The organism is Phaeobacter sp. JH20_34, assembly GCF_048056095.1.
Classification (GTDB): domain Bacteria; phylum Pseudomonadota; class Alphaproteobacteria; order Rhodobacterales; family Rhodobacteraceae; genus Phaeobacter; species Phaeobacter bryozoorum.
This window is the reverse complement of the sequence record NZ_JAYMWT010000001.1, coordinates 45,593-71,616: the sequence shown is the minus strand read 5'-3', so window position 1 is coordinate 71,616 and position 26,024 is coordinate 45,593. Positions and strand designations below refer to the sequence as shown.

Sequence of the window (26,024 nt, the reverse complement as noted above, 5' to 3'; positions counted from 1 at the left end):
GCACTATACTGCACCTCCCTTTCCCTGGCTAGCGTTGGCGTCAGCACCCCGGGACTGCCGAGGGCATGCGCAAATCCAAGGGAGGATTACACCATGACTGCAACCCTGAAAGACGTGATCGCCGAGAAGTCGCGCCAGTTCGAGGCGGACTTTGCCGCTGGCGATGTCGCCGCGCTGGTGGAGGGCTACTACACCGCCGACCCGGTGGTGATTGGCCAGGGGATCGGAACCTTTACCGGGCGCGACGGTGCCTCAGCCTACTTCCTGGGCGCGGTGCAAGACATGAAGTTGGCCCAGCTCTCAACAACATCGGTGCAGCAAGAAGGCTGCAGCGCGATTGAGACAGGCCGCGTGGTACTGACGCCGCGGGCCGAGGGCGCAGCCGATATCCATCTGGCCTATGTGGTTGTCTGGCAGAACGGTGACGACGGCTGGAAGGTCCATATGGACTATTTCATGCCCGCCGCCTGACCTGCAGCCAAGGAGGACACCCTATGACATTTGAGATGACAATCGGCGGCGCGCCCGCGCCAGCTGCCGCCAGTTTCGACGTTGCCAACCCGGCAGGCGGGCTGGCAGGCCAAGCACCAAACGGAACGCTGGCGGACCTGGATCGTGCGGTGGCAGCCGCGCAAGCAGCCTTTGCCAGCTGGTCGCAGCTGCCCGACACCGAACTGCGGTGCTATTGCGAAGCCGTCACGGACAAGATCGCGGAGCACGCCGAGGAGCTCGCGCAGCTAATCACCGCCGAACAGGGCAAGCCGCTCAATGGCCTCGGATCACGTTTTGAGATGGGTGGAGCTCAGGCCTGGGCCGGTTACACCGCTCAGCTGTCGCTGCCGGTCAAAGTTCTGCAGGAAGACGCCGAAGGTCGGATTGAGCTGCATCGCAAACCGCTTGGTGTCGTCGGCTCGATCACCCCTTGGAACTACCCGGTGATGATTGCGATTTGGCACATTCTGCCCGCGCTGCGGACCGGCAATACCGTGGTGATAAAACCCTCGCCGCTGACTCCGCTCAGCACGCTGCGGCTTGTGGCTTTGCTGAACGAGGTGCTGCCAGCGGGTGTTCTTAATTGTATCACCGGCGACGACCAGACTGACAACCTGGGGGCAGCAATGTCTGCCCATCCGGGGATCCGCAAAATTGTCTTCACCGGCTCTTGTGCAACGGGCGAGAAGATCATGGCCTCGGCCGCGCCGACAATGAAGCGGCTGACGCTGGAAATGGGCGGCAATGACGCGGGCATCGTGCTGCCGGACGCCGATCCGCAAGCAATCGCCGAGGGGCTGTTCTGGGGCGCCTTCATCAACAACGGCCAGACCTGCGCTGCGCTGAAGCGCCTTTATGTGCATGAAGACATTCACGATGCAGTCTGTGCCGCGCTGGTGGAATTTGCCCGCACCATTCCTGTGGGTCCGGGATCCGACGAGTCCTCCATCCTTGGCCCGCTGCAAAATCCGATGCAGCACGCCAAGGTGTCCCGTCTCGTAGCCGCGGCCCGCGATAAAGGCCAGTTGCTGCTGGGCGGCAACCCTGGTGAAGGGCTGTTTTTTGAGCCGACCATCATTGCCGGCCTCGCCAATGGTGATGCGCTGGTGGATGAGGAGCAGTTCGGTCCAGCCCTGCCGGTTATCAAATTCCGTGACGTTGAGGAGGCGATTGCAGCCGCCAATGACAGCCCCAACGGGCTGGGCGGATCGGTCTGGTCCAGCGATATTGCCAAGGCGCGAACAGTGGCGGCACGACTGGAGTGCGGCTCAGTCTGGATCAACAAGCACGGGGCAATCCAGCCCAACGCGCCATTCGGCGGGGTGAAATCCTCCGGCCTCGGCGTGGAATTCGGCGAGGAAGGACTGGCAGAATACACCGATATCCAAGTGGTGTTCACCTGAACGGGCGGCCGGGGTCGCAGCCCCGGCCCTATCCTGCGTTGTCGTAGCGTTCCCTTGCAGTCATGATTTCCGGGTGCTTCTCTACCGCCCAGGCGGCCATCGCGCCGATAGGGTCAAACAAGGATCTGCCCAGCTCGGTAATGGCATAATCAACCCGCGGCGGGATCACCGGTGTGACCTTGCGCGCCACCAGCCCATCGCGTTCTAGCTGCCGCAGGGTCTGGGTCAGCATCCGCTGCGAAACATCGGGGATTGCCCGTTGAATTTCTGAAAACCGGTATTCCCCGTCCCGCAGCAACAGGATCACCAGCAGGCTCCATTTGCCGCTGATCTGCGCCAGCACGGTTCGGATCGGGCAAAGATCCAGCCCCAGCTCTCGTTCGATTTCCTCACGCCGCTTCATGAATTTTCCTTAGTTACTAAAAAGTGCCTTCTTCCACATAGGAACCACACTTCTTAATAGTAACTTATGTGACCGACTCAGGCAACAGCCACGAAGGAGACTTGAATGACCATTTTCGAGAAAGCGGCAACAACAGCGGTGCTGGCCGCAGCCGTAGCAACCTCTGCAGCCGCTGATCCCGCAGAAAACAAGGCCACCGCCCGGGCTCTTCTTGAGCAGGGCCTCGCCAAAGGCGACCGCGAGTTTATCCGCGCGCATGTCGCCGAGAATTACATCCAGCACAACCCGCAGGCCGCCGATGGGCGCGAAGGGCTGTTGGGCTTTGTGGACTTCCTTGAAACGCTGGATCCGCCCGTGCAGGTCAACCCCATCCGGGTGTTCGGTGATGACAGCTTTGTGGTGATCCATCAGACAGCGGAATTCTTCGGGCCGAAGGTGATCATCGACCTGTTCCGCTTTGAAGACGGCAAGCTGGTAGAGCATTGGGATGCGATCCAGGATGAAGTGACTGAGACCGCCAGCGGCCGTTCCATGATTGATGGCACCACCGAAATCACAGATCTGGACAAGACCGAAGCCAACAAGGCACTGGTTACCGGCCTCGTCACCGACGTGCTGATGGGCGGCGACCTTGCCAGGATCGACGACTACATCCGCGCCGATTACATGCAGCACAATCCTTATGTGCCAGACACCCGCGACGGGCTGAAGGGGTTCATCGCCTATCTGGCCGAGAACGAAATCTCCTTCGGCTACACCGAACTGCACAACGTGGTGGCTGAAGGCAATTTCGTAATGACCCAAGCTGCAGGCATCTACGACGGCAAACCCACCGCTTTCTATGACCTCTGGCGCGTCGAGGACGGGCTGATCGCCGAGCATTGGGACGCGGTGCAGGAAATCCCCGCCGAATTCGCCCACGGCAACGGCATGTTTTGATTCACAACCCCTTTAACTTCACGTCCAACGGAAAGGATACGCAATGACCAAAATCCACTTTCTCAGCGCCCTCGCCGCTCTTGCCATCATGACAGGCGCAGCCGCTGCAGCAACTTACAAGACAGATCCTGGCCACACTGAGGTTCGCGTGGGCTGGAACCACGCCGGCGTCTCAATGCAGCACGGCGAATTCACTGCGGTCAGCGGCACGCTGGAACTGGATCCTGCAAACCCGGAGACCGCCAGCGTCACAGCGGCCATCGCAACGGACAGCTTCTTCTCCGGTGTCGAGGCGCTTGATCAACATGCCAAAAGTCCGGATTTCCTGGACGCAGGCACCTATCCGGAGATCACCTTTACCAGCACCGGTGTAAAACTCACCGGTGAGGATACAGCCGAGATTACCGGCGATCTGACCTTGCACGGTGTCACCAAACCGGTGATGCTTGAGGCCCGCCTGACACACCTTGGCGCGCATCCGGTCGGTCAGTTCTTTGATTACTACAAAGGCGACTGGGTGGCTTTCTCCGCGTCGGGCACAATCGACCCGGCAGATTTCGGCGTCGGCAGCAGCATCCCGGTGGGCCAGCTGACCATCGAAATCGACACCGAGCTTAAAGCTGCCGAATAAGCTCAGGTCTCAATATACCAAATATACCGACGCCGGGGCGCCAGCTTCGGGGTCGGAGTCTGCACATCAGACTGGTAGATTCAGCGAGACGGTCCATAATGGAGTATATCCACCATGGAATTGGTCACAGCTTGCGGCTGCGAATCAAGGGTTCGCGAAATGCCTGAAGCCGACATCCATCGTGCTGTTCAGTTATTGACCATTCAGAACGTAGGTAATCACTTGCGCTTTACTGCGCTGCAGCAAGCTTAGCGAGCGTTCTAAGTCAAAGGAGCCGCACAGCTGCAACGCATTCTAAGGTTCTTCAAGCGACTGGACACCCTAAGCAGAGGTGGTTCGGGTCGTTTGAACAGTTTCCGGCCGTTTCGTAGGTAGATTTCCCGCTCGATTATGCTGCGACCGGGATTTGTCGCAACGGTTTGAGATAGGCCTGATCGGGCGTCTGCCCGTCCAGCGATGAGTGCGGCCTCCTGCTGTTATAGAACGCCAGATATCGGCACAGGCTCTCGCGGGCTGCTGACACGCTTTCATACGCGCGCAGGTAGACCTCCTCGTATTTGATCGTCCGCCACAGCCGTTCGACAAAGACGTCGTCCCGCCACGCACCTTTGCCATCCATGCTGATCTGGATGCCCGCGTCCTTCAGCGTCTTGATGAAGTCGATGGACGTGAACTGGCTGCCCTGATCCGTGTTCATGATCTCGGGCTTGCCATGACCGCGCAAGGCATCTTTCAAAGCCTCGATGCCCGGGCCGGTTTCCAGCGTTGTCGACAATCGCCAGACCAGAATCTTTCGGCTGAACCAGTCCAGCACCGCAACGAGATAAACAAATCCGCGCGCCATGGGGATGTAGGTAATGTCCATCGCCAGACCTGGTTTGGCCGTGTCACAGCATGCGTTCTTAGCAGACCGGCCTTGGCGAGCGCTTCGCCCAAAAAATCGTTTTCCAGCGTCAACTGGCCTATCGTCGCGTGCAACGATTTCACATCGATCTCGAGCTCCTTCGACGCCTTCGGCTTGTCGTCAAAAACGTCTGTCACGCCGTCTAGGAGCTGGTCATTCCATTGCTTGATCTGATTTGGGTGAACGTCAAACTGCGTCGCCAATTCGCTCATCGTTTTGTCGCCCTTCAAAGCTGACAATGCGACTTTCGCCTTGAATGCCGGGCTGTGGTTCTGTCTGGATCGCCTTGCCATCGTTGCTCCTTCGTCCCAGCACGCTGCCGGATCAGGAGCGGAAAATCCACCTAGCTCAACTGTCCATATTTCTCGGGCCAAATCTAATGGCCGCTCTATCTCTCTTCGCAAAGATCAGGGAAAAGCTGCTCTCGCGTAGTTTGTAAAGCGTCCGCCAAAGCCTGCTCAATCTTCGCAGATCGACACATTCTTTTTCCTACCAAAGTGACAGCAGAGTCAGTCACGCCCAATTCGCGGGCGATCTTTGTGAGAGAGCTTCCCCGGACGCGAAGATCGGCCCTGAGGCGTTCAAGTCGATCTAACTGTTGTTTTGTGGGCTGACGCATGTTGGCACAATGACGTAGCGCAAGTTTTAGGACAACACGGAACGCCAGCGAGCAGTGTTCGGATGCTGGCTGAATGTTGCGGCGGATGAGTTCGGCCGGGACTCTGTTGGGTCAATGATGTGACGGAAAAGTCAAACACCTCTGACGTCATACAAATGGGGAAAGTGGCGGACCGAGGAGGATTCGAACCCCCGACCCCTTGATTCGTAGTCAAGTACTCTATCCAGCTGAGCTATCGGTCCACTCCGGCGGGGTTTAAGCGTAGCGGCGCGGGGGTGCAAGTCAAAAGCGAGGGGTCGGCCCTTTTTTTGGCTGACCCCTGAAACGGCTTCTTACCCGGATCAATCAGAACCCCAGTTTGGACCGGGTCTGTTGAACCTGGGCCTGGAATTTATATCCACGGACGAGACCCGCATCTTTCCCCATCGGCCACCATTCGGGATCGTTCGGCCAGCTTCGCCAGATGACACCCCAGGCGTCAACCACATGGCTGATGCAGGATTTGTCGTTCGAGCTGGCTCCGGCACGGCGTCCGCTTGGGTAGTACCAAACGAGATCCTGGCACATCTGCCCGTTTGCATCGACCGCCCAGGTTCCTGCGCCCAGGTTATCGCTTCGGTCGGCACACCAGGCGCGCGCCTGACCGCCCGGTGCGAAATAGATGCCTCCGCCGCAGTTGTTGGTCCAGAGTTCAGTCTTTCCCGAGTATATTTTTGCAATTTTCTGCGGATTGGCAATTTTTGCACTGCGCGGCAACGGGTCTGCGGATGTCACCGCAGGTAGAGTGCAAAGCAGCGCCGCAGCAATCAGGTTACGTTTAACACTAGTCATCATTTACCTCCTCGGGTCTACCTGGGATCTGTCATCTTGATCTGCTGAACCGCTCTCCAGGCGCGAAGCTTGGAGCGTCAGTATATCAGAACAAGAAGTGATCGGCGTCCTGCAACTCTGTGTATGTCATGTTTTCGACGAGCACGGTGACATCGGCAAAATAGATTGCCGCATCATCGCCGACCTGACCAAAATCGACATCCTGCATGCTCTCCGCTCCGCGGCCAAGCTTGATGCGGTCCACCCCCGCCTCAAAATCGGTGATGCGATCAGTGTGATCGCCCTCATTGAAGATAAATATATCCGCCCCCGCGCCGCCGGTCATCACGTCATCACCGGCCCCGCCAAATAGTCGGTCCACACCGGCGCCGCCACGAATCGTGTCGTTGCCAGCCCCACCGATCAAACGATCGTTGCCCCGTCCGCCCCCGATGAAATCGTCACCAAGACCGCCAAAGATACGGTCACGGCCGATTCCGCCGCGCAGGATATCGTCGCCGCCGTTCCCGTGGAGCGTATCTGCACCGGAGCCTCCGCGGAGGTTGTCGATCCCCAGACCACCCGTCACGAAATCATTACCCCCGCCGGCAGCGACCGTGTCGTTTCCGGCGCCAAGTGAAATGCGATCGCCGCCGCCATAGGTACGGATGGCAGTCACATTGCTGTTGAGGAGGGCAGTGATCTCGTCGTCACCAGAGAGCAACTCACGGGCCAAATCGTCGGCAGGCAGTGAGGCAAAGCGATCAAAGGTCATCGAGATATTGGAAACTGATACGATTGGGGTGCCGTTCAGGGAGTGGTCCATCGAGTAGATCTGCCAATCCGCCTGGTCCTCGCTGGAAAAATCCCCGCCGAGGCGCAGCACGGATCCATCGGCGCCCGTCTGTTCAAGCTCGGTGGCAGAAACAACGGTACCGAAAGAGTCGCGCGAGGTTTCAAAGCTGTCAAAGGCCAGATAGTTACTCAGTGAAGATACGCCTGGAAACGACGCAACGAATACATTTGCCATTGTGGGCTCTCTTTCACACTGGTTGGAACGATTTGACTAAAAGCTGATAGGTTTATTCGGCGCTGCGGGCAAATATTTGGCGCCTTAACCATATTAACGGACTGTTAATGGGCGTCTGCGACGTACAAACGACGAAATTTCGTGCGACTGTTTCCAATGCCGCCATGGAACGACCCGCGCTCTCCGCTCTAGGGGGAACACTGATTCTCTTAGTTTAGGTCGTTTTTCTCATCTCGATTCGGCCGGCGGTCTTCTGCGCCAATGCGTCGCCTCGATGCGCTGTTTTTCGCCGCTGAGGTGCTCAGTATAGCAGTCAGAACCGCCGATTCCCGTCCACCCTCTGATAGGTTCTTGCTATGCAGAATGCGCATCCGCCGAGGTGATTGAGCCAGCAAATGTCCCATAAGCTTTTGAAATATTTTTGAAAAACAAGCTATACGCATTTTGCATAGCCGCTTTGCAATCGGCATTGGATTGTTCGCGACCCCTGCGATACCGATGAAGTAACAATACAGTAACGGGAGGACGAATAATGAAACATTTTGCGAGTACGCTCGCTGTTGCCACTCTGACGGCAACCCTGAGCACGGCCGCGATGGCCGAGGTGACCATCAAGGTCGCCTATGACGCTGATCCGGTTTCGCTGGATCCGCATGAGCAGCTTTCCGGCGGCACGCTGCAGCTGTCGCACATGGTATTTGATCCGCTGGTCCGCTGGACCAAGGATCTGCAGTTCGCTCCGCGGCTGGCAGAAAGCTGGGAGCAGATCGATGAAACCACCATGCGGTTCAAGCTGCGCGACGGTGTCACGTTCCACAGCGGCAACCCGCTGACCTCGGCAGATGTTGACTGGACGTTTGATCGTCTGAAGTCCAGCCCCGATTTCAAGGGTATCTTCGCGTCTTTCACTGACGTCGAAGTCATCGACGAGCTGACTTTCGACCTGAAGACCTCCGAGCCGTATCCGCTGGTCCTGCACACGGCGACCTACATCTTCCCGATGGACAGCCAGTTTTACTCCGGCACCACCGAGGATGGCAAAGAAAAGGCTGAGCTGGTCAAGCACGGCGACAGCTTTGCATCGCGCAACCTGTCCGGCACCGGCCCCTTCACTGTCACCGAGCGTGAACAGGGCGTGAAAGTCGTCTTTGATCGCTTTGATGGCTACTGGGACACCGCTTCCGAAGGCAACGTCGACAAGATTATCCTGACGCCGATCAAGGAAGACCCGACACGTGTCGCAGCCCTGCTGTCTGGTGACGTTGATTTTATCGCACCGGTTCCGCCAACTGATCTGAAGCGTGTCGAAGAACACGAAGGCACCACCCTGATCACCGAACCCGGCACCCGTATCATCACGTTCCAACTGAACCAGAACCGTGTTGAAGCGTTCAAAGACGCACGTGTTCGCAAGGCGATCGACTATGCGGTGAACAACGCCGGCATCGTGGATCGCATTATGCGCGGCTTTGGCACCGTTGGCGCCCAGGCAAGCCCGGCCGGCTATCTCGGCTATGACGAGAACCTGACACCGCGCTTTGACGTTGAAAAAGCCAAGGCTCTGATGGCCGAAGCTGGTTACGCCGATGGTTTCTCGGTCACCATGATGGCGCCGAACAACCGCTATGTGAACGACGATAAAATCGCTCAGGCCGTTGCTTCGATGCTGGCAAAGATCAACATCAAAGTTGACCTGCAGACCATGCCCAAAGCGCAGTACTGGCCGACATTTGACGAACGCGCTGCCGACATGATGATGATCGGCTGGCACTCCGACACCGAAGACTCCGCGAACTTCCACCAGTTCCTGACGCATTGCCCGGACGAAGCCACCGGCAACGGTCAGTACAATTCCGGCAACTACTGCAACCCGGAAGCCGATGCTCTGATGGCTGAAGCCAATGCGACAACCGATCAGGCGAAACGTGGCGAACTGCTGCGCAAGCTGGAAGGCATCCTTTATGAAGACGCGGCCTTCATTCCGCTGCACTGGCAGAATCTGGCCTGGGGTGCTCGTGATGGTGTCCACGCTGAGAAGATCGTGAACGCTCTGAACTTCCCCTACTTCGGCGATCTGAAAGTAGACTGATAACTCTTAGGCCGGGGCGGCGTCGCTGCCCCGGCCGATTTGCCACCAATTCCCAGATTTTCACCACTTCTTTATGGGCATGTCCCTGCCGCCCGTCGGGCGTCAATGGCGTTGTGCCCATCAACAAGTGACTGATACAAGGTAACTCCAACATGCTCGCCTACCTCGTGAAACGCGTGTTTCAGGCTATCGCGGTGATGTTTGCCATCTCGCTGATCGGCTTTGCCATCCAGGACAATCTCGGCGACCCCCTGCGCGAACTGGTCGGTCAGTCCGTTTCGGAAGAGGTCCGCCAGCAACTGCGCGACGAATTGGGTCTGAACGACAGTTTCGTGACACAGTACATCCGATTTCTTGGAAATGCCCTTCAGGGCGACCTCGGCACCAGCTATTTCTTCAAAGAACCCGCACTCGACGTGATCCTGAAGAAGCTGCCCGCCACTTTGGAACTGGTTATGGGTGCAACCCTGATCATCGTCGGCCTCTCCGTACCCTTGGGCGTTTATACAGCGATCAAACCGAATGCGTTCTTCAGCCGCTTGATCATGGGGGTCTCGATTGTCGGCATCTCGATCCCGGTTTTCCTGACCGCAATCCTGATGATTTTTGTCTTCTCGGTGGAACTCGGATGGTTCCCATCTTACGGGCGGGGCGATGTGGTGCATGTCTTTGGCTATTGGGAAACTAATTTTGCTACCGCAGATGGCTGGGTGCACATCCTGCTGCCTTCGGTCGCGCTGGCATCGATCATGCTGCCGCTGTTCGTACGCCTGATCCGGGCTGAGATGATGGAAGTGCTGCAAAGCGAATACGTGAAATATGCCCGCGCCAAGGGCATCCGCCCCGGACGCATCTATTTTGTGCATGCGCTGAAGAATACCTTGTTGCCGGTGATCACCGTTGGTGGTGTGCAGATCGGAACTATGGTCGCCTACACTATTCTGACGGAGACCGTCTTCCAGTGGCCAGGCATGGGGTTCATGTTCCTTGAGGCGGTGAACCGCGTCGATACCCCGTTGATCGTGGCATATCTCATCATTGTGGGCTTCATCTTTGTGGTGACCAACACAATCGTCGACCTGATCTATGGGCTCGTCAATCCAACAGTCAATATTGCGAGGATGGGCGCATGAGCAGCCTTAGTACAAACCAAACCACCCCGTCGCGGTTTAGTCGCCTGTGGAACTCCAACATGGGCTACAGCTTCCGGCGCAACCCCGTGGCGATGGTATCCTTTGCGGTGTTCATGGTCATCACCCTCGCCTCGATCCTGGCACCGGTGCTGGCACCGTTTGATCCCTATGATCCGGCCCAGATCGACATTATGAACAGCGAATACCCGCCAGCCTGGATTGACGGAGCCGACCCCCAGTTCGTGTTTGGCACCGATGATCAGGGACGGGATCTGTGGTCGACGATCCTCTACGGCACCCGCCTGTCCCTGCTGATCGGTCTTTGCGCCGTCGCCTTGCAAGCCTTCCTCGGGATCTCAATCGGGTTGGTGGCCGGCTATGTCGGTGGGCGGCTCGACAGCCTTCTGATGCGCTTTGCCGATATCCAGCTGTCTTTCTCGACGTTGATGGTCGCTATCATCTTCCTCGCGGTGACACAGGCGATGTTTGGCAGCGAGACCTTCAACCAATATGCGATCTACTTCCTGATTGCAGTGATCGGCGTCGCCGAATGGCCGCAATATGCCCGAACGGTACGCGCCACTGTTCTTGCTGAGAAAAAGAAGGAATATATCGACAGCGCCCGCGTGCTGGGCTTCGGCCCGATGCGGATTATGGTGCGGCATATTCTGCCGAACTCGCTGTCGCCGATCTTTGTGATTTCGACGGTGCAGGTGGCGAATGCGATTATTTCCGAGGCGTCACTCAGCTTCCTGGGTCTTGGGATGCCCCCCAGTCAGCCCTCGCTCGGATCTCTGATCTCCTCCGGTTTTGACTATATCTTCTCCGGCAGCTGGTGGATCACCGCCATCCCCGGTGTGGTTCTCGTTGTCCTCGTTCTTGTCATCAACCTCTTGGGTGACTGGATGCGTGACGTGCTGAACCCGAAACTCTACAAAGGATAATAGCGATGTCGTTGCTTTCCGTTCGCGACCTCACGGTCAAATTTGCGATGCGTGATCACACCGTCACCGCATTGAACCAGATTTCCTTCGACCTTGGAAAAGGCGAGCGTCTGGGCATCGTAGGTGAATCCGGGGCCGGTAAATCCATCACCGGTTTCTCTCTGATGAACCTTCTCAGCCGGCCCGGATATATCGACAGTGGTGAGATCCTTTTTGGTGGCAAGGATATCGTCAAACTGTCCGACGCCGAGATGCGTACGATCCGTGGCAATCGCATGGCGATGATCTTTCAGGATCCGATGGTCACTCTGAACCCGGTCCTGACGATCGGCCAGCAAATGGTCGAAACGCTCAAGGCGCACCGCTCGCTCAGCCAGTCTGAAGCGGAACAGATCGCTATTCTGAAGTTGCGGGAGGTCTATATCCCCTCGCCCGAAGAACGGCTGAACCAATATCCCCACGAGCTGTCCGGCGGCATGCGGCAACGGATCATCATCGCGATGGCGCTGCTTCTGGATCCGGAGCTGATCATCGCAGATGAACCGACAACTGCGCTGGATGTGACAATTCAGGCGGACATCATGGAGTTGCTGCTGGAACTCTGCCAGTCCAACAAGGTGGGCCTGATCCTGATCACTCATGATCTTGGCGTGGTCAGTCAGATGACCGAGCGCACCCTCGTCATGTACGCCGGTCGTCTGATCGAGGCAGGTCCGACGCGCGAGATTATCAACGACCCGCAACACCCCTATACCCAAGGGCTGATCAACGCGTTGCCGCAACAGACCCTGCCCGGCCAACGACTGAAACAGATCCCGGGCAACATGCCAGGGCTGACATCCATCCCCCCCGGCTGTCCCTTCAGCCCTCGCTGCGAATATGCTGTCGACCACTGCCGCAAGGTGTTGCCGGAAACAGTAAGCTATCGCCAGGTCGAGGTCGCCTGCCACGAAGTCTCCCGCCTGCAGAATACCAGCCTTGAGGAGGCAAGCGTATGACAATCCAGACACAAGACAGCAAACCTTTGCTTGAGCTGAAGAATCTTGAGAAACGCTTTGAACTGGACCGCGGGTTTCTAGAAACCATCAAGCTGCGCGGTGGTCGCATCACCCGTGAGAAACGCGCGGTGCATGCGGTCAACAATGTCTCGCTCACCGCCGACCGTGGCGAAGCGCTGTGTATTGTTGGTGAATCCGGCTGCGGAAAATCTACTGTAGCGCGGCTGGTTGCCGGGCTGCTGACGCCTAGCGGCGGCGAAATCCACTATGATGGTGAACGGATCGACGATCGCTCCCGCGGGGAAATGATGCCCCTGCGCAAGAAGATGCAAATGATCTTTCAGAATCCCTATGCCTCCCTGAACCCGCGCATGACAATCCAGCAGGCGTTGGAAGAACCCGTTCGCCACCACAATCCGTCGCTGTCGCGTGGCGAAGTGCGTGATAAAGTGTCGGAGGTCATGCGGTCTGTTGGTGTGGATCCGAGCTGGTCCAGCCGCTATCCGCATGAATTCTCGGGTGGCCAGCGCCAGCGGATCGCAATCGCCCGGGCATTGACTGTCGACCCCGAGTTCATCATCGCGGATGAACCGATTTCGGCACTGGATGTCTCGATCCAGGCACAGGTTTTGAACCTGATGTTGGAAGCCAAGGACCAGCGGGGACTGACCTATTTCTTCATCACCCACGACCTCAGCGTGGTGGAGCATTTCGGAACGCGCGTTGCGGTGCTCTATCTTGGTACGCTGTGTGAGTTGGCCGATACCCGGACATTGTTCGAAAACCCCAAACACCCCTATACCAAGGCGCTGTTGTCCGCGGTGCCACAGCTCAAGGATGAAGGGCCAAGTCACATCCGGCTGCAGGGCGAAATCCCGACACCCATCAACTTGCCTCAAGGTTGCCCCTTTCAAACGCGCTGCGCATTTGCGAATGCTAGATGTCGCGAGTCGCGTCCGCGTCCACTACGGCAAGCAGATGGCAGCACCGTTGCCTGCCACGCGGTCGAAGAGAACCGGCTCGACGGCTAAACACCGGGACCCCCGGCCCACTGGATGACCCCAGAACGGACCTAGGCAAGTTGGATATAATCTGGCTCAGAGACTTTGAAGCGCTGACAACGCACAAGAATTTTTCGCGTGCTGCAGAAGAGCGGAATGTCAGCCAACCCGCATTCTCCAGGCGTATCCGCGCCCTGGAGGATGAGGTTGGTGTGAAGCTGATCAATCGACAGACCTTCCCGCTGTCGCTGACGCCTGCTGGGGATGTGTTTCTATCGCAGGCCAAAATCATCCTACGCACCTACTCCGAGACGCTGGAACGCTGCCAAACGATTGATGCTGCAGGGGAAAATGTCATCCGCTTTGCGTCATCTCAGTCGCTTTACATGACCCATTTCCGGGACCATATCGAACCGTTGATGGAGGCCGGCGGGTTGGATGTCGATCTCAACTCCACCAGTTGGGCGGCAGATCAATTCGTCACTGCCTTGCAGCAGCGCTATTGCGACGTGATCCTGACCTACTGGCATCCCGCAATGGATTTCCTGTCGCCGCTGGAGGTCAGCAAATGCGATTACTTGACGCTATCAGAGGATGAATTCATCCCGGTGTCAAAAACGGATGCAGGTGGACACCCGCTTTTCCACCTCGGCCGCGATACCAAACGACAGATTCCGCTGCTGTCTTATGGCAGCGCATCCGCGCTGAGATCGGTTCTGGATCACACCTTGCGCCAGCAAATCTCGCCTCCAAATCTGCTGGTTGTAAACCAGAACTCTCTCGCGAATTCGGTCAAGGCGATGATCCTGGAGGGGTTCGGCCTTGGCTGGCTGCCGCGCAAGCTGTGCGAGGATGAATTGAGCGATGGGCGTCTGGCGCTTGCCGGCGGAGAGTCGTTTGTCACGCCAATTTCGGTCCGTCTGTACCGCGAGACCGAGAATACCAAACCCACATTGAATAGCCTTTGGCGCAAGATGGGCAACAATGCAGCGATCGTCGGCTGACAGCAACAACGCGCGGACTGTTATCTGACTGTTACCGGTCGGCCTCATGCTAGGAATGTTTTGAACCCCTCGCAATCCAGGGTAGGCAAAAAGGCGCTGGTCATGACGTTTCTCTCCTAACCGGCGGAATACAGCCCAACTCATCTATTGCGGGTGTTTATATTTTGACTTCTCGCAAAGAGGGCATAAAAGTTGTCTCGCGCGTGTCAGCCAGGGGTGGTGGCGCGCCATCTAATAGAGGCGCAGGCATTCGATGCGCCCTATGGCATTTGAAGGGGTAACCATGGATATCAGTCAACTCAAGACCTTTGTCACAGTGGCAAGGGAAGGCAGTATCACGCGCGCGTCCGAGCTGTTGTTTCGCAGTCAACCGGCCGTCAGCGCCCATATCAAAACGATGGAAGACACGCTGGGCCTGACACTATTCCAGCGTACACCGCGCGGGATGAGTGTCACCACCGACGGACAGCGGCTTCTGGTAGAGGCCAGGCAGCTGCTTGATAATCATCAGAAATTTCTGGAAGAGGCCTCCCGGTTGCGTGGGCGTTTGGCCGGCCAGCTGCGAGTCGGCGCCGGGCGCAACCTGGGGTCGACCGAGGTGAGCCGCCTGCTCGCTGATCTTTCAAAGAACTTTCCAGATCTCGAAGTTGCCCTGCAACATGGCACATCTTCAAGTGTGTTGGACGATATCCGCAATGGTCGCCTGGATGCAGGTTTCTTTATCGACCCTGACGAAGCCCAGAATGACCTTGAAACCCTCGAAATATCGCGTTTCAGCGTCTACCTTGCGACCGCTCCTGATCTGGTCCCGCCGGGTCCGGACCTTGACTGGGACAAGCTGGAGGCTATGCCTTGGATCTACCCCACTTATAGTTCGTGTTGTGGACGCATCGCGGAGCGCCTGTTTAAGGAAAACCGCATTCAACCCGCCCGGATCATCAATGTCGATGATGAGACTATTACACGCGCCTTGATCGCAAGCGGTGCTGGCATCGGTCTGGTTCACGTCAGCAGCGCAGGAACCGAACCCCCGACTGGAGAGATCGCTCTGCTGCGAGAAGTCCGCAAATCGACACGCGTTCTCTTCGCTCATCTCGCCAACCGCACTCAAGACCCCATCATCAGCGCCGTTCGCGATCTGCTGGATACAGATAGGATGGCCATCTCGGCCTGACCAGCTCTATTGCCAGCCAAATGGTTTCACCCGTTGAGCCAGCATCACAAATAGAAGCCACGTTATTTCATCAAAATACTATATTGATGAAACCATAATGAGACGTAAGGTTTCATTATATATAGCAGCGCGATTCCAAATCAGCCGAAAATGTTAGATGCTAACTTCCCAGACAGGAGAACCTCAGTGGACCGCAAACTCTATAGCCTTTGTGGCGAAGATCGTAAACGTCACTATTCGCCACATGTCTGGAAAGTCATCATGGCTTTGGAGCACAAGAATTTGAAATATAATCTTGTCCCTGTTTCATTTGGCGACATCACTGCTATTGAGGATGGTCGCTTTACCAGTGTGCCCGTCTTGCGTGATGGAGAAACGGTGATGGGAGAGAGTTTTGATATCGCTCGGTATCTGGATGAAACCTATACCGATACTCCCAATCTTTTTGATGGCAAGGGAGCGATCGCCCTGACCCGTTTTGTCGAAAGCTACTGCAAAACGGTCCTTCATCCCAGCCTTGCCACGATTGCTGTCATGGATATGCACAACCTGATGTCGCCCGATGACCAAGCCTATTTCCGCGCTGCCCGTGAGCGCAGGTTTGGCATGCCACTGGAAGCCATGGCCGAAGGCGCCGACGGCGAACGCGCAGCGCTGCCAGAGAAACTAGCGCCTGTCCGTGACTTGCTCGGCACGCAGGATTGGTTGTCAGGCACAACGCCTGCCTACGCCGACTACACGCTCTTTGGAACACTGCAATGGTGTAACGTCTGCACATCTAACCCGTTGCTCGAGCGTGATGATATCGTTGGCAGCTGGTTTGAGCGCTGTCTCGACCTCTTCGGCAGAATTGGTCGCGACCCGACCCGGTCCAGCTGAGACCGAAACCGGCTGTCGGCTTCCTCTCATCGACGACCGTCACCGCTATGATACCGCCTGCACGTCGGGAAGCTCGCCCGGCGTGCGAGATATGGCGCGCAGCTACAGCCTGTTTCCAGACCGTGGGATGGAGGCGGGCTGCTTCGGTTTTTATGCACCACCTTACTGGTCAGGCCTGTCTGGAAGATTTCCGCCTGTAGGTGATCGAGCCTCAGCTATAACCGCGTGAGCTGAGCGACCAGTTTCCTGCTTTTCATGTCATTATTCGAGTTATGGACTGTTCCTCACCATAGCTGAGGAACAGCATCAGTTTTTTCGAATTGTTCGGCGAAGCCATTGCCGCTTCGATGATGTCAGTGAAATGAGATTCGGCGAGCGCATATGAAGTAGAGTTGCCGCGATAAAAGGCAAAAATCAAAGTCACATATAAAATATAGTTCGAGTAGATGTTCAAATACTTATTTGAGCAAATGGATGAAATTTGGTCATTGCAAAGTTAGCATCGACACATAGCGGAAAAGATACGTAATGGATCTCCAAATCGAAAACAGCGTTAACGCTGATTATATTCCGCAATCTGAAACCTTTGGTTGGGTTAAACAGATCCATACGCTTGGCCCTACCGGAACGAATTGTGAGCGAGCAGCTATTTCCTGGGCATTACGTCGGTGTCACGGCGCGTCGGTGAAATTGCACCGGACGATGGAACAGGCCGCTGAGAGTGTAGCCTGCCAGGACGGAGCTGTATTGGTCGGGGTTGTCGCCTACCCCCATCTCCACTCCATCATCTACGCACACATCCAGAAAATGAAATTGCTGGATGTATTTATCATGAATACCGACAACATGGTTCTCGCCTCCCGCACCGGGGCTGAGCCAATGACCTGCGCCACCCATCCTGCGCCCGAAAAACTGCTCCCGGCCACGGTTGAGCGACGCTTTGTCTCCAGCAATGTCATCGCGGCACGCGACTGCGCGGCGGGCAATGTCGACGGCTGCATCACCACGCTTTGCGCGGCCGAGAAATTCGGCCTTTCCATCCTGCGGAAATTCGGCCCCGTCCCGATGGGCTTCACAATCCACGGACCGCTGGAAAAGCGGGCCTGCCAGGATTGCACCCAACACGCCTGAACCCTCGCTACATCGAACCCCAATAGGAGAGACCCCATGTCCAACAAAGCCTTCGAAACACCCGTAGAAATTCGTTACCGCGATACCGACTCGATGGGTCACGTCAGCAGCCCCGTCTATTATGACTACATGCAGTCGGCATATCTGGAATACATGCACGACCTCCTAGAGCTGCCCAAATCCGAAAAGCTGCCGCATATCATGGTCAAGACATCCTGCGATTACATCTCGCAGGCGCTCTACGGTGACAATCTGGTGGTCTGCAGCCGTGTGGTCAGTTTCGGCGGCAAGAGCTTTGAGATGGAGCATGTGATGCACATTGATGATGCAGATCGTCGCGTGGTCGCCAATGCCAAGTCTGTTCATGTCATGTTCGACTACGACAAGCAGACCACCTACCCCGTGCCGGATGCCTTTAAAGAAGCTGTTGCTGCGTTTCAGGAAAGCGCCTGACCCCCTGTATTGAGGACGATGATATGAATTTGGAATGGACAGCCGAACAGCAGCAGACCCGAACTGCCTTTGCCGCGATCGGCAAAATGGCCGACCGGGACGAACTGCACCTTGGCCGCCGTGCGTTTGACCAGCGGACCTGGGATCGGCTGACCGCCGCAGGTCTGTGGCGGATGATCGTACCACGCGAATATGGTGGCGATGGCCGGGACTGGTGGGGCTTCACCGCTGCGTTGGAGGGACTTGCCGCCACTCTGCGCACCCCTGGCATGTTGCTTTCGGTGATCGCCCAAGCAGGCATGGTCCGGGCGCTCGATCTTTACGGCAGCGACAGCCAGAAGCGCGAATATCTGGGCCGTATCCTCGATGGAGAGCTGAGCGCTACCGCGATTGCTGATCCGGATACTGGCACCGATGTACGTGCGACTTCCTCCTTGCTGACCCCCGGCCCGAATGAGACATTCCGTCTGAGCGGGGCAAAATACAATATCGCACATGCGCCGGTCGCAAGTTTCATTCTTGTGGTCTGCAAGCTGAGTGATCACGGCCGTGAAGGTATCTCATTGGTCCTGCTGGATGCCGACAGCCCCGGCCTCAAAATTGGCGCACAGGATCGCAAGCTTGGCAATCTGGACCTGCCGACCGGTCAGATGACTTTTGACGATGTTCCGCTGCACTACGGCCATCTTCTGGGAGAACCGGGAGCCGGGCTTCGCAATCTGGTCAATATCGTCTCGATGGGGCGCCTCTACTACGGGTTGGTGGCGGCCTGGCTCATCGAACCAATGCTTGCCGAAGCCTTTGATTTCTCTAAGAAACGCAAGACCTTCGACGTGCCGATTATCGAACATCAATACATCCAGAAGAAGCTGACGGATATCCGTATCGGCACGGAAAGTGCAAAATGGGTGTCCTACGCCGCCCTGCACCAGCTGCTGAGCGGTGCGCCTGAGGCCGCGATGACCTGCTCGATCTCGAAACTGGTCGGTGCAGAGACGATCGTGGAAGGCGCAATGGAGTTGATGAAGCTCTATGGCAGCAAAGGCTACCACGAGGGCCAGGTGACCACATTCCTGCGGGACGCACTGGCCTTTTGCAGCGTTGGCGGCACCGAGGAAATGCACCGTCGCAACATATTTGGCCAGATGACGCGGCTGCATGCAAAAGCCCGGAAAGTCGCAGAGGCTGCGACGTCGAAAACTCTAGAGCCCGCATAGCTGCGGGTGACTATTCAATGCACACTACTTGGAGAGAGATGATGCCCTCATCCACCTGCGCGACCGGCCTGCGCGTGTTCCCTTCTGCCGCCCTTGCCCTGGTCCTGATGTCTCTACCAGCCGTAGCGGTTGATAAACCGCAGGAGCAGGCCGTAAACCGCGTCGTCAATACCATTGATTGGGGCGCGGCCAATACCGCGCAAGCGGAAGCAAGCAAGAGCGACCAGCGATTGATCGCCGCATTTATCGACACCGCTCCTGCCGGACTGGACGATGTGACCTTGCCCGTCCTTATCCTCGGTACCGATGCAAAGGTTGAACTGCCCGCGTTTCGCGGCCAGGAAAATGCCTATAGCGCCTACTATCGGCTGGATGGCGCCCAGCTCAGTGTGATGGGCGCTCGTACACTTCTGGCAGAGGTTCCGGGCCTGTCATTCAAACATGAGGCCCGTACATATGAGTCCACCGGCGACGGTGCAGATCATATGTTCAGCCGATTTGGCGGTTTCTATACCTTGCGGATCACCTGTGATGCCCCAACCGAAGATGTACGCTGTATTGAACCCGGTTATCTCGCCGAACTGGCGCAGACCGTCACTGTTGTGAAGGGGGCGGTACAATGATGCTTCGCGCAAATAGGCTGGCGGCTGCCGCCTTCGCCATTGCAATGCTTGCCGCCGTTTCACAGGCACAGGCGGACGATCGGTTCAAGGCGCCGGGCGACCTGATCAAGGATACCGGGGTTGGCCTGTCAATTGGTGCCGTTCTTTATCCAGAGATGCGTTTCCCGCTGGAGGATGGCCCGGCCTATGCCAACTCCCATGTCTACGCACCCGGTGGTTTCAAGGGCAACGGCGGAAGCCAGTGCGACACTGTCAACTACAGCTATCCCTGGCGCGACAATTTCTGTGAACTGCGCCGGTCAAATCTGCCGGTCTGTGCGTCAGGCGGTCATCAGGGCCAGGACATTCGTCCTGCCAGCTGTCAGGCCGACACCCATTGGGCTGTTGCGGTTGAAGATGGTGTGATCGCCCATGTCGGGCGGTTTGCCCTGACCCTGCAAACCCCATCCGGCACTCTCTATCGCTATGTCCACATGAATATGGACGATCTTGCCGTGGCCCCGCTGGACAAAGTTTCCAAAGGAGATCGCCTTGGAAAAGTGTCGAATGCCTGGATTTCGGATTTGCCGATCCACCTGCATTTCGACGTCAAGGACACCGTAAAGATCGGCGATGAAACGCGTTCAGTCTTTGTCCCCCCTTACAGCAGTCTGGTGACCTCGTATCGCCAGCTGACAGACTGATCTGCCTGGCGGAAGAGGGGGCCCCTGACCTCTTCCGCCGTTTCCAATTCAGGGGTCTCAGCGCGACCGCTTCAAGGAATAAGAAAATGTCCGATACACTTTGGGTCTTTGCCTATGGATCGCTGATCTGGGACCCCGGATTTGAACCTGCCGAGCAACTGCCGGCACAGCTGGCCGGATATCAAAGACGGTTCTGCCTGAACTCTCTGAGATATCGCGGGACTTTTGCACGACCGGGTCTGGTCCTCGCATTGGATGCAGCGGATGATGCGATCTGCAACGGCGTCGCTCTCGCTGTGCAATCCGGCCAGGAAGCCGAGGTTCTGAAGGACCTTCGCGCACGTGAGCTGTTCAACCCCGCGTATCGCGAGATTACGGTCCCGCTGACACTCGTCGACGGCCGCGTGGTTGAAGCGCTCACCTATGTCGTCAATCGTGACCACGAGCAATATGACAATCACAGCCTGGCCCGCCAGGCCGAAATCATTGCTGAGGCAGCCGGGGAACGCGGCCCCAACTGCGACTACCTGTGGAACACTGCCGATCATTTGCGCGCGCTTGGTATTGCCGATGAACACCTCGACTGGCTGTCAGCCGAGGTCAAAACCCTGCAAGCACAGGGCGCCGGCAGCCACCTGCCCTAAGCCACCGCTCCCATAGGGCTGATCCGCAGCTGACCCTCCGATAGAAACCGAATGTCGTGACCCAGGGCTGCCGCCACCTTGGGATCATGCGTAAACACGACCAACGCAAGCCTTTCGGTCACCATCAGACTTCGAAACAGGCGCACGATAGTGTCGCGGCTACCGCTGTCCAAGGAGGCAGTAGGTTCATCGGCAATCAGACAGAGCGGCCGCGCCAAAAGCGCGCGTGCAATGACCAGGCGCTGTGCCTCACCTCCGGACAAATCCGCCGCGCGCTGCGACAGAAATCGATCGCTGTGCGGAAGGCCGACCTTATCGAGCAGAGCCTGCACATCGTACCGGTCGCCAACAGGTCTGGTCCGCAGATAGAGCCGGACAGCGTCTTGCATGACCTGATCAACAGTCATGTGGCGGGCCAGCGCCCGATGGGGATGCTGCGACACCAACGCCAGTTCACACATCCGGCACGCTCTGGGCTGCGCGGCGTTTGCCTCGCGCCACATGACGCGACCCGCCTGCAGCGGCTCATAGCCAGAAATCAGACGCGCCAATGTGGATTTGCCACAACCGCTCGGACCTGAGACAGCCAGACAATGACCCGGTCTGACCAGAGTAGAGATGCCGCGCAACAGGGGCGTTCCGTTGCGCCAGTAGGACAGGTCCTGCACGACCAAGCCCGATGGATCCGCTGGAAGCGCCTGAGGACGTGGGACCAACGGAGCAACTCCTCGACCCTCAGGCCGTCGTGGAACGGAGGCCAGATTACGCCGCCGTCCGCCGACCCTGGATCCAATAATCACCCTGTCCTGATCACGCAATTTGCCATTTTGCAGCGTCACCGTCCGGTCTGCCATTCTTTCGGCCAGATACAGGTCATGGGTTATGAGCAATTGGCTTCGTCGCGGTCTGCCCTGCTCCAGCGCGGCTACGGCCAACCCCATATTGCCATGATCCAAGGCCGCTGTAGGCTCATCGAGTATCAGAACCGATGGATCGCGGGCCAGCGCAAGCACTGTCAGCACGCGCTGAATCTCTCCGCCGCTGAGATTGGCCGGATAACGATGCAAGAGACGCTGAGGAATATTGAATCGCTTACAAAACCTTATCGCCAGCGATCTCCGATCGCGAGAACGCGGCAGCAGCTCCGCAACATGTTGCAAAACTGTCTGATGAGGGTTCAGCGCGTCAGACAGCGCCTGCACAATAAGGCCTATGTCTGTCTGGCGCAGTCGACGCCGCTCGGCCACCGTCGCCCGCAGCATGTCGACGCCAAGGACTTCAGCCCGTCCCGACCAACGAAATCCGTTGCTGTTGCGAACGGCCTGCTCGACGTGACACCCGGGAAGGATCCCCACCAGCAGCCGCGCCAGACAGGTCTTGCCGCTGCCAGAAGCCCCCAGAAGCGCAAGCGTACGTCCGCGTGGCACCTCAAAGGAGACACCCTTGAGGATTCCCCGACCATCGTGCCAGAGGCAGAGATTTTCGACCCGTATCACAAGGAAAACTCCGGCACAGCAGCGGAGCGTAGACTCCGGTCGCCCATGGTCAGCGTGACATGCAGCAGCAGCGACAGGAGTGCGGCCGGCGGCAACAGAAGCCAGACCCAGGCGCCACTATAAAGTTGGTCCATAGCCGATTGCATCATGCTGCCCCAGGTTAACAATCGCGGATCGGTGAGACCGAGGAACGCCAACCCGGACGATTTTAGTGCCGCCTGCCTTATGTTCTGGACCATCAATACCCCGCATAAGGGACGCAGCGCGGCAAACAGATGCCAGCGCCAGCAATAGAGCCAGCCTGCCCCCATAGCGCGCGCATATTGAATGTTCTCGCGCTGTCCCTCCCGGCGCAAGACCGCAGCGGCGACACGCACGTCATCGCTCCAGCCCGTTATAACCAAAAGCAAAAAAAGAGATAAAAACCCAGGGTTTATCAAGGCTGCGAAGAGCAGAAGAACCAGCATTGTCGGCACGACCTGCACCGCATCAACGATCCGTAGGACCATTCCAGACAGAAACGGCCCGGAAAACACCACAAGGCTTGCTGCACCAATCGCAAGAGTGGAGGTAGCCATGGCTGTCGCCACAGCTAGAACGAGAGTCGTTGGTGTGGCGAGTATCAGCCCGGTCAGTACATCCTGCCCGAGCTCGTTCGTGCCCAGCCAATGCGCTGATCCGGGCGCAATCAGAACATCACGGCTGCTGCGATAATCAAGAAGTCCTGCCTGCCCAGCAAACCAGAGGCCAAGGCAAACCACCATGACGCTGGCGGGTAACCACCATTGCCGAAGGACCAACGGCATTCAGCCACGCCTCGCGAGATGGATCACCAGACCATCGACAATCCAATTCGCCAGAAGCACGAAAGCCGCCATGAAAACGACTGCGCCCTGCAGCAGATCATAGTCACGGTCCAGGATCGCACTGTAGATGAGATAACCTGTACCGGGATAGGAGAAGACGATTTCCACAAAAAACACAGCTGTGATCAACCCGGTCAGCGTGTCGCTCAACCGTGAGAGACACGCCGGTATCAGGCTGAAGCCAATATAGGCCCATCTCAGCCTCCATGGTGAAATGCCCCGCGCACGCGCATTCAGCACGAAATCCCGTTGCGCCAGCGTCAGCGTTTCGGCCCGAGCTAAGAAATAGAACCGTGCCAGTTCATGCAGGGCCAGCGCAAGCGTCGGAAGGATGGCGTGGCGCATAATGTCCAGAGCGTGGCCCACAGGTCCGGCAGCAGGAAGCAGCGGCTCAGCCCCGGCAGTTGGCAGGACCGGCCAGAGGATGCCAAAGGCCAGGAGGAGCAGGACCGCACCGGTGAACGGCGGCAGGCTCGCCAATAGCGTGACCACCGGTGTGACCCACCGATCAACAGTACCACCCGGCAACCGACCCGCTTCGATCCCCGTCAGGACACCCCCGATAACGAAGATCGGAGTTGCTCCGAGGATCAGCAATCCGGTCCAGGGCAGTGCCGTGAGCAGAAGTTGCAGAACCGGAGCCGCATGGGGCATTGAGTAGCCCAGATCACCAGCCCAAAGGCCCTTTGCATAACGCCAGACCTGGGAGGCGATATCTCCAGTCAGGCCCATACGACCCTGCAACCGGTCCAGTTCGCCCGACCCAAGACCGCGTGCCAGATCCGTTGACAGCATGACCTCCAGCGTATCGCCGGGCAACATCCGCGTCAGGATCGCGCATAATATCAAGACAACGCAGAAAATCAGAAATCGCAGCAGAAGCCCGCTCAGAAGCCGCGTGATTATTCCAGCGGCCGACGGTCCGGCATCCAACGACTCTGCCGGTGCCAACTCCAGCGGCATGGAAAAGACATTGACCACCTGATCACTCCAGGAATATGGACTTATGCAAAGCCGACGGAACCCCGATTGCCACACCGCCGGGCATGAATGGCGCAGACAGTTTGTCATTAAAAACAGTTGCCATCAGCGGGTTCACCAGCATGTAAGAGGGAAGATTATCGGCGTAGAGTTGCTGGAACTTAGCCAGCACTTCGCGGCGTTCATCCTGACTCTGTGCTACGGCTTGCGCCTTGATCAATGCCGCCATTTCAGGATCCGCCGCAAAGCGGTCGCTGTTCCAGCCCCGGCCAAAGACGCGGCGCTTGATATTGCCCGGATCTCCCAGCGTACTGGACGAGAACACCGTCAGGTCATAGTCCCCGTCAGCAACGAGGCTGTGCAAAGAGGCAACCTCCATAACCCGCAAATCGACTGAAAACCCAAAAGCTTCCAGCTGTTCGGCAATCACTCTGGCCGGTTTCACCTCGCGCCCATCAGTGATCAGTCGCAGGCGAATTTCATCCCCCTGAGCCAGCCACCTGCCTGCACCGTTACGGATCCATCCCGCCGCCGTCAGCATCTTGCGGGCCAGAGCCGGATCATAGGTGTAGGCAGCGGTGGTCTCATCGCTGTGCCATCTGGAGCCGGATTGGAAGTATCCCGTATCAGCAAGTTCCGCGCCGCCCGGATATGCGATGGCGAGCAGCGCGTTACGGTCAAGCGCATAGGCAATCGCCTGACGCAGGTCCTTGGATGCCAACCGGCCGCGATGATTGAAACCCAGCCGCAGCACATGATGGCTGGGGGCTGTTGCGACATGGAAGCCAGCAGTTGTCGCCTCGTCGACCCTCTCGGGAGGCAGGTATGAGATCACGTCAACTTCACCGGCACCCATCGCCTGCAGCGCGGCATCTGGCCCCATTCGGACGATCCGGATCTGCGAAAACCGGGGCTTACCAAGAGGATGCTCTTCGGTCGCCTCAAGCAGGTAACGCCCCTGCGCCTTGTCATAACTTGTCAGGCGATAGGGGCCGCTTCCGATCGCAGCCTCTGGCGCTGCAAACCGGAAAGGATCCGCGACGCCTTCATAGATATGCTTGGGCAGGATCGGCACTGCGGAAAACAGGCCCTCAATCAGACCGTATTCTGCGCGTTTGACGTGCACCCTCAGGTCCTGCGGTCCGCTAACGTCGACCCGGTCAACGGATTTGACCGATCCAAATATATAAGGATGTTCAGCCATATAGCGGAAAGTAAACGCAACATCCTCAGCTGTGACCGTGGTGCCATCGTGCCATGCCGCGTCCCGCTGGAGGTCGAAATGATAGCTTAATCCATCTTCGGATCGGCTCCAGGCTCTGGCGAGGCCCGGAGCCGGATTTCCGTCCGTGTCTTGCCCGATCAGCGTATCGAAGATGTAACTGGTATAGAGATAGCCGATGCCATTTTTGCGATGAACATAAGGCGCCAGCATACCGCGATCACCTTTACTGTCAGTGATGACCAGGTGCCCAAG

26 protein-coding genes, 1 tRNA gene and 1 pseudogene are annotated in these 26,024 nt (G+C 57.4%); 18 read left to right on the top strand and 10 right to left on the bottom strand.

Going from position 1 to position 26,024, the window contains the following annotated elements; genetic code table 11:
- Window positions 1-93 precede the first annotated feature (93 nt).
- Together VWZ81_RS00360 and VWZ81_RS00355 are read left to right on the top strand one after the other, a co-directional pair.
- Window positions 94-471, top strand: a complete 378-nt coding sequence (locus tag VWZ81_RS00360; protein ID WP_416541732.1) for a nuclear transport factor 2 family protein — start codon at window positions 94-96, stop codon at window positions 469-471.
- Between the two features lie 23 nt (window positions 472-494).
- On the top strand, window positions 495-1,895 hold the full coding sequence (locus VWZ81_RS00355) for an aldehyde dehydrogenase family protein (RefSeq protein ID WP_416541731.1): 1,401 nt from the start codon (window positions 495-497) through the stop codon (window positions 1,893-1,895).
- Window positions 1,896-1,923: 28 nt separating this feature from the next.
- Here VWZ81_RS00355 and VWZ81_RS00350 read toward each other — a convergent pair whose 3' ends face one another.
- Window positions 1,924-2,298, bottom strand: a complete 375-nt coding sequence (locus tag VWZ81_RS00350; protein ID WP_340547645.1) for a winged helix-turn-helix transcriptional regulator — start codon at window positions 2,296-2,298, stop codon at window positions 1,924-1,926.
- A 105-nt stretch (window positions 2,299-2,403) separates the two neighbouring features.
- Between VWZ81_RS00350 and VWZ81_RS00345 the strand changes: the two genes are divergently transcribed.
- Both VWZ81_RS00345 and VWZ81_RS00340 read left to right on the top strand, forming a co-directional pair.
- Window positions 2,404-3,237 (top strand): nuclear transport factor 2 family protein, encoded by an 834-nt coding sequence (locus tag VWZ81_RS00345; protein WP_416541730.1) that lies wholly within the window; start codon window positions 2,404-2,406, stop codon window positions 3,235-3,237.
- A 43-nt stretch (window positions 3,238-3,280) separates the two neighbouring features.
- Window positions 3,281-3,868: a YceI family protein gene (locus VWZ81_RS00340; protein WP_416535447.1), complete on the top strand. Its 588-nt coding sequence runs from the start codon at window positions 3,281-3,283 to the stop codon at window positions 3,866-3,868.
- Window positions 3,869-4,256: 388 nt separating this feature from the next.
- On the opposite strand, the pseudogene VWZ81_RS00335 reads toward VWZ81_RS00340, so the two are convergent.
- The 5 genes and pseudogenes from VWZ81_RS00335 to VWZ81_RS00315 all read right to left on the bottom strand — a co-directional run bounded on the left by VWZ81_RS00335 (window position 4,257) and on the right by VWZ81_RS00315 (window position 7,231).
- Window positions 4,257-5,065: pseudogene (locus tag VWZ81_RS00335) on the bottom strand (IS3 family transposase).
- A gap of 95 nt (window positions 5,066-5,160) precedes the next feature.
- Entirely contained in the window at window positions 5,161-5,391 is a 231-nt protein-coding gene (locus tag VWZ81_RS00330; RefSeq protein WP_416541729.1) for a helix-turn-helix domain-containing protein, read from the bottom strand.
- Window positions 5,392-5,556: 165 nt separating this feature from the next.
- Window positions 5,557-5,633: transfer RNA gene (locus VWZ81_RS00325), tRNA-Arg, on the bottom strand.
- 103 nt (window positions 5,634-5,736) lie between these two features.
- On the bottom strand, window positions 5,737-6,222 hold the full coding sequence (locus VWZ81_RS00320) for a DUF995 domain-containing protein (protein WP_416558261.1): 486 nt from the start codon (window positions 6,220-6,222) through the stop codon (window positions 5,737-5,739).
- Window positions 6,223-6,307: 85 nt separating this feature from the next.
- Window positions 6,308-7,231, bottom strand: a complete 924-nt coding sequence (locus tag VWZ81_RS00315) for a calcium-binding protein (protein ID WP_416541727.1) — start codon at window positions 7,229-7,231, stop codon at window positions 6,308-6,310.
- Window positions 7,232-7,763: 532 nt separating this feature from the next.
- Between VWZ81_RS00315 and VWZ81_RS00310 the strand changes: the two genes are divergently transcribed.
- From VWZ81_RS00310 to VWZ81_RS00245, 14 genes are all read left to right on the top strand, one after another.
- Window positions 7,764-9,320 carry an ABC transporter substrate-binding protein gene (locus VWZ81_RS00310; RefSeq protein ID WP_416535444.1) on the top strand — a complete coding sequence of 519 codons (1,557 nt, stop codon included), beginning with the start codon at window positions 7,764-7,766 and terminating at the stop codon, window positions 9,318-9,320.
- A gap of 152 nt (window positions 9,321-9,472) precedes the next feature.
- A complete protein-coding gene (locus VWZ81_RS00305; RefSeq protein WP_340547639.1) occupies window positions 9,473-10,453 on the top strand; it encodes an ABC transporter permease in 981 nt (326 codons plus the stop codon).
- Complete coding sequence (locus tag VWZ81_RS00300; RefSeq protein WP_260102074.1) at window positions 10,450-11,397, top strand: ABC transporter permease; 948 nt, start codon at window positions 10,450-10,452, stop codon at window positions 11,395-11,397. Before VWZ81_RS00305 ends, VWZ81_RS00300 begins: the two co-directional genes overlap by 4 nt.
- A 5-nt stretch (window positions 11,398-11,402) precedes the next feature.
- Window positions 11,403-12,395, top strand: a complete 993-nt coding sequence (locus tag VWZ81_RS00295) for an ABC transporter ATP-binding protein (protein ID WP_260102075.1) — start codon at window positions 11,403-11,405, stop codon at window positions 12,393-12,395.
- Window positions 12,392-13,426: an ABC transporter ATP-binding protein gene (locus VWZ81_RS00290; RefSeq protein ID WP_416541726.1), complete on the top strand. Its 1,035-nt coding sequence runs from the start codon at window positions 12,392-12,394 to the stop codon at window positions 13,424-13,426. Before VWZ81_RS00295 ends, VWZ81_RS00290 begins: the two co-directional genes overlap by 4 nt.
- 50 nt (window positions 13,427-13,476) lie before the next feature.
- Window positions 13,477-14,400: a LysR family transcriptional regulator gene (locus VWZ81_RS00285; protein ID WP_416541725.1), complete on the top strand. Its 924-nt coding sequence runs from the start codon at window positions 13,477-13,479 to the stop codon at window positions 14,398-14,400.
- Between the two features lie 283 nt (window positions 14,401-14,683).
- Window positions 14,684-15,574: a LysR family transcriptional regulator gene (locus VWZ81_RS00280; RefSeq protein WP_416541724.1), complete on the top strand. Its 891-nt coding sequence runs from the start codon at window positions 14,684-14,686 to the stop codon at window positions 15,572-15,574.
- A 186-nt stretch (window positions 15,575-15,760) separates the two neighbouring features.
- Window positions 15,761-16,453, top strand: coding sequence for a glutathione S-transferase family protein (locus VWZ81_RS00275; RefSeq protein WP_416541723.1), 693 nt, complete (start codon window positions 15,761-15,763; stop codon window positions 16,451-16,453).
- A gap of 528 nt (window positions 16,454-16,981) precedes the next feature.
- Window positions 16,982-17,584, top strand: coding sequence for a prephenate dehydratase (locus VWZ81_RS00270; protein WP_416535440.1), 603 nt, complete (start codon window positions 16,982-16,984; stop codon window positions 17,582-17,584).
- A gap of 36 nt (window positions 17,585-17,620) precedes the next feature.
- Complete coding sequence (locus VWZ81_RS00265) at window positions 17,621-18,037, top strand: acyl-CoA thioesterase (RefSeq protein ID WP_416541722.1); 417 nt, start codon at window positions 17,621-17,623, stop codon at window positions 18,035-18,037.
- Between the two features lie 23 nt (window positions 18,038-18,060).
- Entirely contained in the window at window positions 18,061-19,254 is a 1,194-nt protein-coding gene (locus VWZ81_RS00260) for an acyl-CoA dehydrogenase family protein (RefSeq protein WP_416541721.1), read from the top strand.
- Window positions 19,255-19,295: 41 nt separating this feature from the next.
- Window positions 19,296-19,877, top strand: a complete 582-nt coding sequence (locus tag VWZ81_RS00255) for a hypothetical protein (protein WP_416549214.1) — start codon at window positions 19,296-19,298, stop codon at window positions 19,875-19,877.
- Entirely contained in the window at window positions 19,874-20,560 is a 687-nt protein-coding gene (locus VWZ81_RS00250) for a M23 family metallopeptidase (RefSeq protein ID WP_416535437.1), read from the top strand. Before VWZ81_RS00255 ends, VWZ81_RS00250 begins: the two co-directional genes overlap by 4 nt.
- A gap of 86 nt (window positions 20,561-20,646) precedes the next feature.
- On the top strand, window positions 20,647-21,204 hold the full coding sequence (locus tag VWZ81_RS00245; protein ID WP_416539570.1) for a gamma-glutamylcyclotransferase: 558 nt from the start codon (window positions 20,647-20,649) through the stop codon (window positions 21,202-21,204).
- On the opposite strand, the gene VWZ81_RS00240 is transcribed toward VWZ81_RS00245, so the two are convergent.
- Genes VWZ81_RS00240 through VWZ81_RS00225 form a run of 4 tightly spaced genes read right to left on the bottom strand, consistent with a single transcriptional unit; the run spans window position 21,201 to window position 25,982 of the window.
- Window positions 21,201-22,700 (bottom strand): ABC transporter ATP-binding protein, encoded by a 1,500-nt coding sequence (locus VWZ81_RS00240; RefSeq protein WP_416541719.1) that lies wholly within the window; start codon window positions 22,698-22,700, stop codon window positions 21,201-21,203. The two genes, VWZ81_RS00245 and VWZ81_RS00240, sit on opposite strands and share 4 nt — an antisense overlap.
- Window positions 22,697-23,506 (bottom strand): ABC transporter permease, encoded by an 810-nt coding sequence (locus VWZ81_RS00235; RefSeq protein WP_416535435.1) that lies wholly within the window; start codon window positions 23,504-23,506, stop codon window positions 22,697-22,699. Before VWZ81_RS00235 ends, VWZ81_RS00240 begins: the two co-directional genes overlap by 4 nt.
- The gene (locus tag VWZ81_RS00230; protein ID WP_416541718.1) at window positions 23,507-24,547 is read right to left on the bottom strand and encodes an ABC transporter permease; all 1,041 of its coding nucleotides are present in this window, start codon (window positions 24,545-24,547) and stop codon (window positions 23,507-23,509) included.
- 4 nt (window positions 24,548-24,551) lie between these two features.
- Window positions 24,552-25,982, bottom strand: coding sequence for an ABC transporter substrate-binding protein (locus VWZ81_RS00225; RefSeq protein ID WP_416541717.1), 1,431 nt, complete (start codon window positions 25,980-25,982; stop codon window positions 24,552-24,554).
- Window positions 25,983-26,024 lie beyond the last annotated feature (42 nt).